Consider the following 14039-nt stretch of genomic DNA (forward strand, 5'->3'; position numbering starts at 1 on the left):
AGTGAAGTCTCGTTTGTTAGCCGGTGTGGTGGCGGTACTGCTTGCCATCGTCGGCGCGGTCATTGTGGTGACCTACGCCCAGGGTGCCGACCAGCGGGCAGTCGCCAACCTCGATCCCGTGGGAGTCCTTGTGGTCAACAAAGCCGTGCCCGCAGGATCGTCGGTCGAAACTTTGAAAGCCTCCGTGGCGCTTCAGCAGTTGCCCGGCACCGCCGTCGCAAAGACCGCCTTGAACACCCTCGAAGGGTCCGCCGGAAAGGTCACGTCCGCGGACCTTGTCCCCGGTGAGCAGCTCGTAGCAGAGCGGCTGGTATCCCCCGAAGAACTAAAGACCTCCGGCTCCGTACCCGTGCCGGCAGGGCTGCAGGAAGTCTCCTTCCAGCTTGAGCCCCAGCGCGTTGTGGGCGGCCGCTTGGCTCCCGGCGACACTGTAGGCATCTTCATCTCCCTGCCCAACGGCGGCCTTGAGGCGAAGCCAGACAAGGAAACTGTCCAGCTCTCGATCCACAAAGCCCTGGTGACGGCAGTCCAGCGGGCGCCGGAAGCAACAGCGGCAAAGCCTTCCGCCGCCGCAACCGACCCTGCCCAGCCGGACCCCCAGGACGTGAACCTGCCCACGGGGATGCTCATGGTCACGGTGGCCGTCAACGATGTGAACTCGAACAAGATCGTTTTTGCTGCAGAATACGCCTCCCTTTGGCTCAGCCGCGAACCAGTCGACGCCCAGGAAAGCGGACCCCGCGTCATGACCCGGCAGGACCTGTACAAGTGAGCCGCTTTGTCCTCATCACTCCCGACGTGGACTTCGACTCCCGGCTCCGCCAGGCTGTCGCGGGTGGCCTTCAGGGCGGAGTCCAGACCTTCTTCACCAGCATGTTGCCTTCTGACCCGCACCAGCTCTTCGCGAGCCTGGACCAGGAGCAGCCTGAGGTCCTGATTTTGGGGCCTGAGGTTCCCTTGGACGAAGCGCTTCGGTTCGCCACCGTCCTGAACGTCAGCTTCCCGGCGCTGGGCGTGATTGTGGCCGCCGAGCCCGAGCCCGACTTCCTCCTGCATGCCATGCGGGCAGGCATCAAGGACATCGTCTCCCCCGATTCCGACGCCGCCCAGCTGCGTGTCCTGCTGGAGCGTGCCAGCCAGTCCTTCGCCAGCCGCCACCGGACACTCGCACCCCAGCAGGCGGCCGAGAGCAACAAGGGACTGGTGATCGGTGTTTTCTCGCCCAAAGGCGGCGTGGGCAAAACCACGATTGCCACCAATATTGCCATTGGGCTGGGGAAGATCGCCCCCATGAGCGTTGTCATTGTGGACCTCGACCTCCAGTTCGGGGATGTCGCTTCAGGGCTCTACCTGGACCCGGAGCACACAGTGACGGACGCTGTGTCTCCGGCCGCCAGCCAGGATTCGCTGGTCCTCAAGGCTTTCCTCACGGTTCACCCAAGCAGTATCTATGCCCTTTGCGCTCCCCCTACCCCCGTCGACGCGGACGAGATCACGCCGGACCAGATCGGCCGGCTCATCGAACAGCTGTCACAGCAGTTCCAGTACGTGGTGGTGGACACCGCGCCGGGGCTGCCCGAGATTGGGCTGGCAGCCATGGAAAAGTGCACCGATGTGGTCTGGGTCAGCGGCATGGATATCCCGAGCGTGCGCGGACTTCGTTCCGGATTGGATATCCTGCGCCAGCTGGACATCAACCCCGATACCCGCCATGTGGTGCTGAACATGGCCGACTCCAAGACCGGCCTCACCGTCCAGGACCTCGAATCAACCATCGGGGCGCCCATTGACGTGAGCATCCCGCGATCCCGCGCGGTTGCCCTGTCCACAAACCGGGGAATCCCGGTGCTCCAGGAGCCGGTAAAAGACCCGGCCGTCAAAGGGCTTAACCACCTCGTGGAGCGGTTCAACCCCGCGTGGCGGGCAAAATCCCAGCGCAAACTGCATCGAAGGGTAGTGGTCTAGATGAAACTTTCAGAGCGCATCAACGCCGCACAGGCGAAATCCCAGCCGTCTGCCCAGCCCGCCTCGGCCAAGGCTTCAGCTCCCACGCTCGACGCGCCGCGCCCCGAGGTTCCCGCCCAACGGGTGCAGTGGCTGGAACAGTCCCGAGAAAAGCGGACGACGGCGGCACCGGCTGCCGCCGTCGTCGCACCCAATGCGCTCTTTGAAGAGCCGAAGCCAAAACTCCAGCAATCCGTCGATGTTTTCGCAGCACTTAAGCAGCGGGCCGCGACCGCCTTGTTTGAACATCTGGGCGCCCGGTTCAATGACTCCGGCATCACGGAGCATGAGCTGAAAACCGCTGCCCGCGATGAGCTTACGAGGATCATCGACGCTGAGCAGGTGCCACTATCGCCTGAGGAACGCACACGGCTGGTCCAGGACGTGGCCGACGACGTTCTGGGCTACGGCCCGCTGCAGCGGTTGCTCGATGATCCAGCCGTTACGGAAATCATGGTCAACCGCATGGACCAGATCTACGTGGAGCGCAAAGGGCACCTTACCCTTGCAGACTCGCGTTTCAGCTCGGAGGAGCACCTGCGCAAGGTCATCGAGCGCATCGTTTCCAAGGTGGGCCGCCGCATCGACGAGTCCTCACCGCTGGTGGATGCCCGCCTCGAGGACGGCTCCCGTGTCAACGCCGTCATCCCGCCCCTGGCGGTGGGCGGCTCGTCGCTGACCATCCGTAAGTTCAGCAAGACTCCGCTGACTGTCCGGAACCTGATTGATTTCGGAACCTTGACGCCAGAGATGGCCGAGCTGCTTAACGCCTGCGTCAAGGCAAAGCTGAATATCATCGTCTCCGGCGGTACGGGCACCGGCAAAACCACGCTCCTTAACGTGCTGTCCTCCTTCCTGCCCTCGGACGAGCGGATCGTCACCATCGAGGATGCCGTGGAACTCCAAATCCAGCAGGAGCACGTGGTCCGGCTGGAGAGCCGCCCGCCGAACACGGAGGGCAAGGGCGAGGTGACCATCCGTGAACTGCTCCGGAACTCGCTCCGTATGCGACCGGACCGGATTGTGGTGGGTGAGGTCCGCGGCGGGGAATCCCTGGACATGCTCCAGGCCATGAACACCGGCCACGACGGCTCCCTGTCAACGGTGCACTCCAATTCACCCCGCGACGCCGTAGCCCGGCTCGAAACCCTGGTGCTGATGGCCGGCATGGATCTGCCGCTCCGGGCCATCCGTGAACAGATTGCTTCGGCGGTGAACCTGATTGTCCAGATTTCCCGTTTGCGTGATGGGTCGCGCCGGATCACGCATGTGACCGAGGTCCAAGGCATGGAAGGGGACATCGTGACCCTGCAGGATGCATTCGTCTTCGATTACTCTGCCGGCGTTGACCAGCACGGACGCTTCCTTGGCAAGCCCGTGGCCACAGGCATCCGGCCACGGTTCATCGACCGGTTCGAGGACCTTGGGATCCATGTGTCGCCGTCGGTGTTCGCCACCCCGGCCGGTGCTGCTCCGGCTGGTGCAAACCCTTCCGGCACAGGAAAGGCCTAGGACCGCATGTTGATCATTATCGGCGCCGCCCTCCTGTTCCTCGCCCCCATCATGGTGGGCGTGGCGCTGGTGCTGCCGCGCACTCCCGACATCGCGCTCGAAAGGCGGCGGCCCTTCCAGGCAGATCCGCCGTCGAACCTTACCCGTCTGGCCGACGCGACGGTTGGCGCCCTGGACCGGTTCCTGGCAACCCGCAACGTCCGTCTCTTCAACCGCGACGCACTTGAAAATGCCGGCGTGCGCTTCACGCAGACCGAATACATGGTGCTGGTCATTGCGGGCGCTACCGTCGGCGTCTTGGTGGGGTTGGTGATCGGAGTTCCTGCGCTCTCCGTCCTCTTGTTTGTCATGGCGCCTTTCGTAGGCCACCTTGTGCTCGGATTCCTCGCAGGCAAGCGGCGGGCCAAGTTCGACAGCCAGCTCGGCGACACCCTTCAACTTCTCTCCGGCGGCCTCCGCGCCGGGCACAGCATCCTTCGTGCCATTGATGCCGCAGCAGCCGAATCACAGAGCCCAACGTCCGAGGAGATGCGGCGGGTGATCACCGAGACAAGCCTGGGACGCGATCTGCTGGCCTCCCTCATTGATACATCGGAGCGCATGCGCAACGAGGACTTCGTTTGGATTGCCCAGGCTATCCAGATCAACCGCGAGGTGGGCGGAAACCTGGCAGAGGTTCTGGACCAGGTGAATGAAACCATCCGCGAGCGCGCGGAGATCAAGGGGCACATCAAATCCCTTGCAGCAGAAGGAAAGTTCTCCGCCTACATCCTCATCGCGATGCCCTTCGGCATTGTGCTGATGCTGATGACCGTCAATCCCGGCTACATGAACTCGCTGTTCACCCACCCGCTCGGTTGGGGCATGATCGGCGCGTCGGCTGTGCTGATGACGATCGGCAGCCTGTGGATGCGCAAAATCATTGATCTGAAGTTCTGAGATGATCATGAATCCCACAGTGCTGTTTTCCCTGATGCTTGTTTCCCTGCCCATTGCTTACCTGGCATGGTCCGTCCTCTCCGTTGACCGGAAGGCCCGCACGGCCACCGTTGCCATTCTCACCCGGGGCCGTCGGGCTGCCGAGGCTCCGGAGAAGAATACGGCAGGCCTTCTGGCGGGCATCGGTCACAGGCTCACCCCGCCAGCCTATGTCCGGAAACTGGACCGTTTGCTGTCCTTGGCCGGCAGGCCTCAGTCCATGCCGCTGGCAAAGGTCCTCGCCGCCAAGCTCGGGCTCGGCGTAGCGGGGGCGTCCCTGGGCCTCTACCTCAGCGCCATCGGCAGCACGCCCGTCATGAAGCTTGCGGGCCTGTTCGTCCTGTTCCTGGGCTACTTCATCCCGGACCTGCTGCTCTACAGCAAGGGCATCGAACGGCAGAAGGCGATGCAGCTGGAACTGGCCAACACGCTGGACCAGATGCTGATCTCCGTGGAGGCCGGCCTCGGTTTTGAGGGCGCCATGGCCCGTGCAGGGGAAAACGGCAAGGGGCCGCTCGCCGAGGAACTGGTCCGCACCCTGCAGGACATGCAGGTGGGCCGCAGCCGGCGCGAGTCCTACCAGGCGCTGGCGGAACGGACCAACATTCCGGAACTGCGCAGCTTTGTGCAGGCAGTAGTCCAGGCTGACACCTACGGCATCGCCATCAGCCGGGTGCTCCGAATCCAGGCGAAGGTGATGCGTGTAAAGCGGCGGCAGCGCGCGGAAGAAAAGGCGATGAAGCTTCCCGTGATGATCCTGTTTCCACTGCTCTTCTTCATTTTCCCGGTCCTCTTCATCGCCATTCTTGGACCGGCCGTCATCAACACCGTCGTGACTTTCAGCGGACAGTAGGGCATCCCAGTACCGGCTGCAAAATCGCTCAAGGTTTCCACAGGATCACCCGAAATAGGACAACGGAAAGAATCACAGGAAGTAGCCTTGAACAATGCACAGTATAGATCCCGATTCCGGCAGCGAGGCCGCCGCTGCGGGCTCCCTGCCGTCCGGGGTCGCTTCAGCCGCAGGAACCCCACCCTCACAGGAAGCGGCCGGGCTCTTGCCGCTCGTTGACGCAGCCGTCCTCGAAGAGCTAGAAGACGAGCTCGCCGGCTCCGGCCTGGCCCAGCGCTTCGCCCGCGACTACGCCGCCATGTGGGACCAGCGCTACGCCCGGCTGGCGGCAGCCGTTGCGAACCAGGACCGGGCCTCAGCCCTTGATGCCGTGATCAGCCTGAAGATCACGTCAGCCATGGTGGGCGGGCTCCGGCTGGCCAAACTTGCCGAACTGCTGGAAGCGGTGATCCGCATGGGTGACTTCCGCCGGGGCCAGGTGCTGATGGTGCGGGTGGCCGAGGACGGCGGGCAAACGGTGTCCGAGCTCCAGGCCAACTACATCCTGGAAAACGACTGAGCCCAACCTAACCCTCGGGGGGCCTGCTGGGCGCCAGCCGGTAGCCCACGCCGCGGACCGTCTGCAGCCAGCGCGGGGACACCTGGTCCTCTTTGAGCTTGCGCCGCAGGTTGCCCACATGCACTTCGACGGCGCGTTCGTCCGCCTCGCTGATGTACGTGTCATGGTCATAGAACTCGCCGCGCACGGCCCGGACCAGGTCAGCCCGGGTGCACACCGCACCGCCGCCGCGCAGCAGCACATGGAGCAGGTCGAACTCGCTGCGGGTGAGCCCCAGCGGTTGACCTTTGATCTCCACAGTACGCGTTCGGTGGTTCAAGGTAAGTCCGTTGTGGTGCAGGACGGCGGAGTCGTGGGTCCGCGGGACGGCGGCCGGCGCGGGAGGTGCTCCCCAGGCGGACCCGGCGGACTTCTGCCCTTGGATTTCGTGCCGAGGCCTGCGCATCATGGCTGCTACGCGGGCCCGCAGTTCCCTGGGCCGGAAAGGCTTGGCGATGTAGTCGTCCGCACCCGCATTGAGTGCGGACAGCAGGTCCGGCTCCTCTGTCCTGCCGGTCAGCATCACCACGTAGGCGTTACTGAAATGTCGGATCCGCCGCAGTACTTCAAAACCGTCAATATCGGGAAGCCCGATATCCAGCGTCACAACATTTGCCTGCTTGTCGCGGACCACTTCCACGCCGGCCCGTCCGTCTGCCGCTGTATGCACTTCAAACCCTGCCTGCGTCAACACTCCTTCTAAAAGGTTGCGCACGTCGGCATCGTCTTCAATTACCACAGCCACGCCAAGTTCGTCCATTGATATCCCCATGCCAGGCGGACATGGCCCCCCATCAGCCCAGCGCCAATGCCATATCCGCTCCAACCATTTATACGCTACTCGTCACCTCTACTGACCACATCTACTTCCCCATTCATTTCGGAAAGTCAATTATCATGACAAGACATGTGGATTACGAGCCGAAAGGATGTGCTAACGGTGACCATCAGGAATTCGAACGCACTTGCCACCCGGCATTCCATTCCAACACCGCGGGGTTTGAATCGCACTCATGGCTGAGCACTTGTTCCAGCGTGGACCTATACGGTTCTTCCGCGGTCTCGGACCCCGGGCCCAGGTGGTGCTGTGCCAGCTTCCGCTGACGCTGATTGTTGCCGGCCTTGCGGCGGCTACGCCCGTCGCCTGGCCAGCATTGCTGCACAGTCCGCTCTATATGGCCGGAATCCTGCTCCATGGGATCCTCTTCCTGGGCTGTTTCCTGGTGCCGTGGGAGCGCCTGGGCCACCGGTCCTATCTGTTTGTCCCCGTCCTGGACTTCGCGGCCATCGGGCTTCTGCGCAACGGCGCCGCCCCGCTCCTACCGGGGCTCGCTGTCCTGGTGGTCTTCCCGGTGATCTGGCTTTCCGCCTCAGGAATGCTCACACGCACCAGCCTGGTGCTGAGCTTTGTTGGCCCAATGTTCATCATGCTTCCCCCGCTTGCGGGACGTTTCCCCAACCTGAACGCCACGGACATCACCACCGTTGTCCTCTTTCCCCTCATGATGCTCTCGGTATCGCTCGCCATCCGGTTTGCCAGTATCCACGTCCGTCTCCAGCAGCGTGAACTCGCGGAAAAGGACAGGGAGCTCCGGACGCTGCTGCGCGAAAGCCGGGAACGGGAAAAGCTGCTCCAGACGGTCCTGGACGCCACCGACGTCGGAATTGCCGCCGTCGACCGTTCCGGCCGCTTCCTCGTCTCCAACGACCGGCAGCGGAACTTCCGCCGGGCCACCGGCGCCGACGATGCCGCCCCGGGGCAGGGGCACCAGCTGATCTTCGGCCAGGACAGGCGGACCCTGCTGCCGCCGGAAAAGCGTCCCATCAGCCGGGCGATCGCAGGTGAGTCCTTCGCTGACTACCTGGTGTGGGCCGGTGAGGGAACAGAACAGCGCGCCGTGTCCACGGCCGCCCGGCCCCTGGTCAGCGAGGACGGCAGCTTCAACGGTGCGGTGGTGGTCTACAGCGATGTCACCGGCTGGGTGGAAGCCCTCGCCGCCAACCAGGAACTCGTCACGAACGTCTCCCACGAGTTCAAGTCGCCCCTGAATTCGATCATCGGGAACATCGACCTTGTCCTGGATGACGCCGGCGCTGAACTGCCGCCACAGGTGGCCCAGCGCCTGCTGGTGGTCCAGCGGAATGCTGAACGGCTGGCAGCCCTGGTGTCCGACCTGACGGCGACCGCCTCCACGGCCCTGAACGTGCACCCCAAGCGGACAGACCTGGCCAGCCTGGTGGAAACCAGCCTGGGCTCCGCACAGGCCCAGGCCGAGCGGGCCCATATCCAGCTCAGGGCCGACGTTCCCTCACCTCTCTGGGCCTACGCCGACCCGCTGCGCATCGGCCAGGCGCTGGACAACCTCGTCTCCAACGCCATCAAGTACTCCCCCGACGGCGGGACGGTCAGCGTCAGCGCCAGCTTCAGCGAGGAATGGGTCCGGCTCAGCGTCAGCGACACGGGAATGGGGATGAGCCGGGAAGACACCGCGAGGGTCTTCAAGCGCTTCTTCCGGACGGAATCTGCACGGAAAGCGGCCATAGCCGGCGCCGGGCTTGGCCTGTCCATCACCAAGATGATCGTGGAGGGCCACGGCGGCAGCATCACCTGTGAGAGCGGCCAGGGCAAGGGCAGCACGTTCACGCTGACACTCCCGGCGGACGGGCCCCCGCCGTCGTTCTAGGGAATCGACTGCTCCGTAGATGCCGTTTTGACGGCTCAAAACGGCATCTACGGAGCAACCGATGGGTTCAGTGCTCCCGGAGCGCCCTTGTCAGTTCCGCACGGGCCAGCAGCTCGTCGTCGGACGGGTAGGCCACTTCCTCCAGCACCAGCGGGTGCGGCGCGGCGAGCACGGACTTGGCGTCCCGCTTCCTGGCCAGCAGGCGCTCGTGCAGCCAGCCCGGTTCCTCAACGCCCTCCCCCACGTACAGGGCAGAGCCGACCAGGGCGCGCACCATGTTGTGGCAAAAAGCGTCGGCCTGGACAGCGGCCACGATGACGCCGTCTTCGGCCCGCGTGAACTCGAAGCGCTGGAGCTCGCGGATAGTGGTTGCACCCTCCCGCGGCTTGCAGAAGGACAGGAAGTTCTGCAGCCCCAGGAGCTTGGAGGCACCCTCGTTGAGCAGGTCCACGTCCAGCGGGTTCTTATGCCACAGGGTGGAGTACCGGCCCAGCGGGTCCCACAGGGCGGGCCCGTCCGCGATGCGGTAGCTGTAGCGCCGCCACAGGGCCGAGAAACGGGCGTCAAAGCCTTCGGGTGCCAGCGTAATCCTGTGCACCTCCACGGCGCCGGTGAGGTCCCCGAGCACCCGGCTCAGGGCGCCGCGGATCCTGCGGAGCATGGCGACGGCGGGATCCAGTTCGTGCCCGCGGGGCAGTCCCCGCCACTCGGCTTCCGTGAGGTCCAGGTGGACAACCTGGCCGCGTGCGTGCACTCCCGCGTCCGTCCGGCCTGCAACGGTGACGCGGACCGGCCGCCGTACCAGCAGGTGCAGGGCCTCCTCGAGGACCCCCTGGACGGTGCGGAGGCCAGGCTGCAGTGCCCACCCGCTGAAAGGGCCGCCGTCGTACGACAAATCAAGCCGGACACGCAAAAACCCGCCGCCCCCCAATACGGGGGCCGCGGGTTTTTGGTCGTTCATAGACTCAAGTCTATGCGAAGGAAGTCAGCGAATTACTTCGCATCCTTTTCCTCGGCTGCGGGAGCCTCGGGGGCTTCCTCAGCGGCCGGAGCCTCTTCGGTTGCAGCCTCTTCAGCCGGAGCCTCAACAGCGTCGGCTTCAACAGCCTCTGCCTCGGGAGCCTCTTCTGCAACGGGTGCAGCAGCAGCTTCCTTCTTGTCAGCGTCGCGCTTCGCAGCGGAGGTAGCCTCGGCTACAACAGCCTGCTTGGCGGAAACCGGCTCGAGGACGAGCTCGATGACAGCCATGGGAGCGTTGTCGCCCTTGCGGTTGCCGATCTTGGTGATGCGGGTGTAGCCGCCGTCGCGGTTCTCCACAGCCTGGGCGATGTCGGTGAACAGCTCGTGGACGACGCCCTTGTTGCTGATCAGGCCGAGGACCCGGCGGCGGGAAGCGAGGTCGCCACGCTTGGCGAAGGTGACCAGGCGCTCTGCGTACGGCTTCAGGCGCTTGGCCTTGGTCACCGTGGTGGTGATCCGCTTGTGCTCGAACAGGGATGCTGCCAGGTTCGCGAGCATGAGGCGCTCGTGAGCCGGGCCGCCTCCGAGGCGCGGACCCTTAGTGGGGGTAGGCATAATTGTTTCTCCTCAAATGGAAGCCGTGGGCGCTGCACACCGTGGTGCCTGCCCGCCGGCCAAGGTCTGGTTTAGAGTTCGTCGTCGCCGAAGGCGGCGTCGTCCTCTTCGATTGCTGCGGCGCGTGCTGCGAGGTCAAAACCGGGAGGCGAGTCCTTGAGGGACAGGCCCAGTTCAACCAGCTTTGCCTTGACCTCGTCAATGGACTTGGCACCGAAGTTGCGGATGTCCATCAGGTCAGCCTCGGAGCGGGCAACGAGTTCACCCACGGTGTGGATGCCCTCACGCTTGAGGCAGTTGTAGGAACGGACGGTGAGGTCCAGATCCTCGATCGGCAGTGCCATGTCGGCTGCCAGGGCAGCGTCGGTGGGCGACGGGCCGATCTCGATACCTTCAGCTGCGGTGTTCAGCTCACGTGCCAGACCGAAGAGCTCCACCAGGGTGGTGCCTGCGGAAGCAACAGCATCGCGCGGGGCGATGGCCTGCTTGGTCTCGACGTCGACAATCAGCTTGTCGAAGTCGGTGCGCTGCTCAACACGGGTTGCTTCCACGCGGAAAGTAACCTTCAGCACCGGCGAGTAGATGGAGTCGACCGGGATGCGGCCGATCTCTGCATCGCCGGACTTGTTCTGAGCTGCCGAAACGTAGCCGCGGCCGCGCTCGATGGTCAGTTCGAGTTCGAACTTGCCCTTCGAGTTCAGCGTGGCGATGTGCAGATCCGGGTTGTGGAATTCGACGCCGGCCGGCGGAGCGATGTCCGCGGCGGTGACGACTCCGGGGCCCTGCTTGCGCAGGTATGCAACAACCGGCTCATCGTGCTCGGAGGAGACCGAGAGGCTCTTGATGTTCAGGATGATCTCAGTGACATCTTCCTTGACACCCGGAACCGTGGTGAACTCGTGCAGCACGCCATCGATCCGGATGCTGGTTACGGCAGCACCGGGGATGGAGGAGAGCAGGGTACGGCGGAGGGAGTTTCCGAGGGTGTAGCCGAAGCCCGGTTCCAGCGGTTCAATGATGAAACGCGAACGGTTTTCGGAGACTACCTCTTCGGAGAGGGTGGGGCGCTGTGCAATGAGCACTTAGGTTTCCTTTCGGCGAGCATCCGCTATATGACGCAACACAGGTGGTGGAAATTCGGTCTGAAGACTTAACGCGCTGGGCTTGCCCGGACCGTCGACGGTCCGGGCAAGCTCAAACGGCGGAAAAGCCTTAGACGCGGCGGCGCTTCGGCGGGCGGCAGCCGTTGTGCGCAGCGGGGGTGACGTCCTGGATGGAGCCAACCTCGAGACCGGCGGCCTGGAGCGAACGGATCGCGGTCTCGCGTCCGGAGCCCGGGCCCTTGACGAAAACGTCTACCTTGCGCATGCCGTGCTCCTGCGCACGCTTGGCAGCAGCTTCGGCGGCCATCTGGGCTGCGAACGGGGTGGACTTACGCGAGCCCTTGAAGCCAACCTCACCTGAGGAAGCCCAAGAGATAACAGCGCCGTTCGGGTCCGTGATGGAAACGATGGTGTTGTTAAAAGTGCTCTTGATGTGCGCCTGGCCCAGCGCGATATTCTTCTTGTCCTTCTTACGCGGCTTGCGAACCGCGCCACGAGTCTTCGGGGGCATTTTTTCTCCTACAGAAAGTTATCGGGGGAAAGTCCGTTAGTCCCGGCGGGGATTTTAACGGGCCTTCTTCTTGCCGGCGACGGTACGCTTCGGGCCCTTGCGGGTACGTGCGTTGGTCTTCGTACGCTGTCCGCGTACGGGCAGGCCCTTGCGGTGGCGCAGGCCTTCGTAGCTGCCGATCTCAACCTTGCGGCGGATATCTGCTGCTACTTCGCGGCGAAGGTCACCCTCAACCTTGTAGTTGCCTTCAATGTAGTCACGCAGCTCAACCAGCTGGGCGTCAGTCAGGTCCTTGACGCGAACGTCAGCGCTGATGCCCGTGGCAGCCAGGGTTTCGTGTGCACGGGTCTTGCCCACGCCGTAGATGTAAGTAAGCGCAATTTCCAGCCGCTTTTCGCGGGGAATGTCTACGCCAGCGAGACGAGCCATAGTGGCAGTACTCCTTGATAAACCGGAGGTCCTAGGCAGTACACCCGCACGTTCTGTGCGGCCCCAGCCTCCGACCGGGGGTTAGCTGTCCGGACTCTTTCGAGCTCAATGTTCCAGATCAGCTTGTGCTGCCTTTATTTACTTGCGTGGGTTAGCAACCCAGGATTTCCCGATGAAGGGAAATTAGCCCTGGCGCTGCTTGTGGCGCGGGTTCTCGCAGATCACCATGACCCGGCCATTACGGCGGATCACTTTGCACTTTTCGCAGATCTGCTTGACGCTCGGCTTGACCTTCATGGCATTCCTTTGCGTGTAACAGTTGGTCAACTGGAGCGGCGCTCAGCTCGCGCTGAAGCCGCCCAGCAATTTACTTGTAGCGGTAGACGATACGACCACGGGTGAGGTCGTACGGGCTCAGCTCCACCACTACGCGGTCCTCTGGGAGGATTCGGATGTAGTGCTGACGCATCTTTCCAGAGATGTGTGCCAGAACGATGTGCTTGTTGGTGAGCTCAACGCGAAACATCGCGTTAGGCAGCGCCTCGGTCACAACGCCTTCGATCTCAATGACCCCGTCCTTCTTGGCCATACCCTCCGCTAACTGTTGTTGCCGCAGCCCTGCCGGATTGCACCGGGCATGGCCACGAACGTTTTGGTTGGATCGATTGCCGGCTCCAGACCCAAAAGGGCGTGGCAGTCCAGACAACCAACAAACAACACTACGCCACTTTGCAGCGAAAGTTAAATCCAGCCATGCTAGCGCATCCCGCCGCCGTACGCACCATATTCCCCCGCCGGAGTGCTCACGGCCCGGGCACTGGCTATGCCGTCGAGGATGGCCAAACGTACGACGTCGGCTGCCGCACTCTGCAGGGTGATGAGGCTGAGCCGCCGGGCAGCTTCGTCCGAACGATCGAGTGCCGCAGCCTGGGTGGCCAGGCAGAATACAGTGTCCCCGTCAGCCAGGGTGTGGCTCGGATTCAGGGCCCTTGCTATCCCGGCGTGCGCCGCCGAAGCAGTTCGCTTGCACTCGGCAACATCGAGCACCGCATTGGTGGCGACAACAACGAGGGTGGTGTTCAGCGGGGCGTCTGCATCATGGCGATTGGGCCTCTCGAACCCAAAGGGGAGTCCCAACGCATTGACGATGGCAAGGGCTCCGACAACGATGCCGTTGTCCAGCGTGATGGAGGCCGTGCCTGCGCCGCCTTTGAACTGTCCCCTGCCGATGAGGGCCCCGGTGCCGGCGCCCACGTTGCCGCGTCCGACGTCGTGCCCTTCCGTTTGCGACGCAGCGGCGGCGGTTGCCGCGTAGCCCATGTCCGCCGTCGGACGTGCGGAGAAGTCCCCGCCCCTGCCCAGGTCGAAGATCGCGGCGGCCGGCACGATAGGGACTACTCCCCCGGGCACCGGGAACCCGCGGCCGTTCTCCTCGCACCAGCGCTGGGCGCCGGCGGCGGAGGCAAGGCCGTACGCGCTGCCGCCGGTGAGGACCACGGCGTCGACGGCGCTGACCAGGGTGGTGGGATCCAGAGCGTCCGTCTCATGGGTGGCCGGTCCGCCTCCCTGGACATCCACCGAACCCACCGTGCCCGGCGGCGGAAGGACCACCGTCACCCCGGTCAGCCAGCCGTCGTCGGACCTTTGCGCGTGGCCAACCCGGATGCCGGGGACATCGGTGATCGCTCCCATGCCATCCATTCTGCCCTTTTGACCAGCAAACTGATGAATACGGCGGGTCCCTGACTTTCAAACAAAGTTTGTGCAAGACTGCAGGCAGCACAGCGTTAAC

16 protein-coding genes are annotated in these 14039 nt (G+C 63.7%); 7 read left to right on the forward strand and 9 right to left on the reverse strand.

The window, feature by feature from the left end; translation table 11 throughout:
- Position 1: 1 nt before the first annotated feature.
- From cpaB to ACQ3DC_RS02240, 6 genes are all read left to right on the forward strand, one after another.
- Complete coding sequence (gene cpaB / locus ACQ3DC_RS02215) at positions 2 to 772, forward strand: Flp pilus assembly protein CpaB (protein WP_370460636.1); 771 nt, start codon at positions 2 to 4, stop codon at positions 770 to 772.
- Positions 769 to 1965, forward strand: a complete 1197-nt coding sequence (locus ACQ3DC_RS02220) for an AAA family ATPase (protein ID WP_421092925.1) — start codon at positions 769 to 771, stop codon at positions 1963 to 1965. The genes cpaB and ACQ3DC_RS02220 overlap by 4 nt, the downstream gene beginning before the upstream one ends.
- On the forward strand, positions 1966 to 3516 hold the full coding sequence (locus ACQ3DC_RS02225) for a CpaF family protein (protein WP_421092924.1): 1551 nt from the start codon (positions 1966 to 1968) through the stop codon (positions 3514 to 3516).
- A gap of 6 nt (positions 3517 to 3522) precedes the next feature.
- Positions 3523 to 4455 carry a type II secretion system F family protein gene (locus tag ACQ3DC_RS02230; RefSeq protein ID WP_157241614.1) on the forward strand — a complete coding sequence of 311 codons (933 nt, stop codon included), beginning with the start codon at positions 3523 to 3525 and terminating at the stop codon, positions 4453 to 4455.
- A gap of 7 nt (positions 4456 to 4462) precedes the next feature.
- The gene (locus ACQ3DC_RS02235) at positions 4463 to 5347 is read left to right on the forward strand and encodes a type II secretion system F family protein (RefSeq protein WP_430751446.1); all 885 of its coding nucleotides are present in this window, start codon (positions 4463 to 4465) and stop codon (positions 5345 to 5347) included.
- Between the two features lie 94 nt (positions 5348 to 5441).
- Positions 5442 to 5906 (forward strand): Hpt domain-containing protein, encoded by a 465-nt coding sequence (locus ACQ3DC_RS02240; RefSeq protein ID WP_421092922.1) that lies wholly within the window; start codon positions 5442 to 5444, stop codon positions 5904 to 5906.
- A gap of 7 nt (positions 5907 to 5913) precedes the next feature.
- On the opposite strand, the gene ACQ3DC_RS02245 is transcribed toward ACQ3DC_RS02240, so the two are convergent.
- Positions 5914 to 6705: a response regulator transcription factor gene (locus ACQ3DC_RS02245; RefSeq protein ID WP_157241613.1), complete on the reverse strand. Its 792-nt coding sequence runs from the start codon at positions 6703 to 6705 to the stop codon at positions 5914 to 5916.
- A gap of 253 nt (positions 6706 to 6958) precedes the next feature.
- Between ACQ3DC_RS02245 and ACQ3DC_RS02250 the strand changes: the two genes are divergently transcribed.
- On the forward strand, positions 6959 to 8629 hold the full coding sequence (locus ACQ3DC_RS02250) for a sensor histidine kinase (RefSeq protein ID WP_430751433.1): 1671 nt from the start codon (positions 6959 to 6961) through the stop codon (positions 8627 to 8629).
- 67 nt (positions 8630 to 8696) lie between these two features.
- Here the strand turns inward: ACQ3DC_RS02250 and ACQ3DC_RS02255 are convergent, their stop codons facing one another.
- The 8 genes from ACQ3DC_RS02255 to ACQ3DC_RS02290 all read right to left on the reverse strand — a co-directional run bounded on the left by ACQ3DC_RS02255 (position 8697) and on the right by ACQ3DC_RS02290 (position 13939).
- Positions 8697 to 9590 (reverse strand): tRNA pseudouridine synthase A, encoded by an 894-nt coding sequence (locus ACQ3DC_RS02255; protein ID WP_430751434.1) that lies wholly within the window; start codon positions 9588 to 9590, stop codon positions 8697 to 8699.
- A 32-nt stretch (positions 9591 to 9622) separates the two neighbouring features.
- A complete protein-coding gene (rplQ, locus tag ACQ3DC_RS02260) occupies positions 9623 to 10204 on the reverse strand; it encodes a 50S ribosomal protein L17 (RefSeq protein WP_430751435.1) in 582 nt (193 codons plus the stop codon).
- Positions 10205 to 10275: 71 nt separating this feature from the next.
- Complete coding sequence (locus ACQ3DC_RS02265; RefSeq protein WP_013601812.1) at positions 10276 to 11286, reverse strand: DNA-directed RNA polymerase subunit alpha; 1011 nt, start codon at positions 11284 to 11286, stop codon at positions 10276 to 10278.
- 130 nt (positions 11287 to 11416) lie between these two features.
- A complete protein-coding gene (gene rpsK, locus ACQ3DC_RS02270) occupies positions 11417 to 11818 on the reverse strand; it encodes a 30S ribosomal protein S11 (RefSeq protein ID WP_018769149.1) in 402 nt (133 codons plus the stop codon).
- A 54-nt stretch (positions 11819 to 11872) separates the two neighbouring features.
- The gene (gene rpsM / locus ACQ3DC_RS02275) at positions 11873 to 12247 is read right to left on the reverse strand and encodes a 30S ribosomal protein S13 (protein ID WP_003803743.1); all 375 of its coding nucleotides are present in this window, start codon (positions 12245 to 12247) and stop codon (positions 11873 to 11875) included.
- A gap of 183 nt (positions 12248 to 12430) precedes the next feature.
- A complete protein-coding gene (gene rpmJ, locus ACQ3DC_RS02280; RefSeq protein ID WP_009358722.1) occupies positions 12431 to 12544 on the reverse strand; it encodes a 50S ribosomal protein L36 in 114 nt (37 codons plus the stop codon).
- A 70-nt stretch (positions 12545 to 12614) separates the two neighbouring features.
- A complete protein-coding gene (gene infA, locus ACQ3DC_RS02285; RefSeq protein ID WP_009358723.1) occupies positions 12615 to 12836 on the reverse strand; it encodes a translation initiation factor IF-1 in 222 nt (73 codons plus the stop codon).
- 167 nt (positions 12837 to 13003) lie between these two features.
- Entirely contained in the window at positions 13004 to 13939 is a 936-nt protein-coding gene (locus tag ACQ3DC_RS02290; protein ID WP_157241610.1) for a P1 family peptidase, read from the reverse strand.
- Positions 13940 to 14039 lie beyond the last annotated feature (100 nt).

Source organism: Paenarthrobacter sp. NEAU-H11, from assembly GCF_050573415.1.
Lineage (GTDB): Bacteria > Actinomycetota > Actinomycetes > Actinomycetales > Micrococcaceae > Arthrobacter.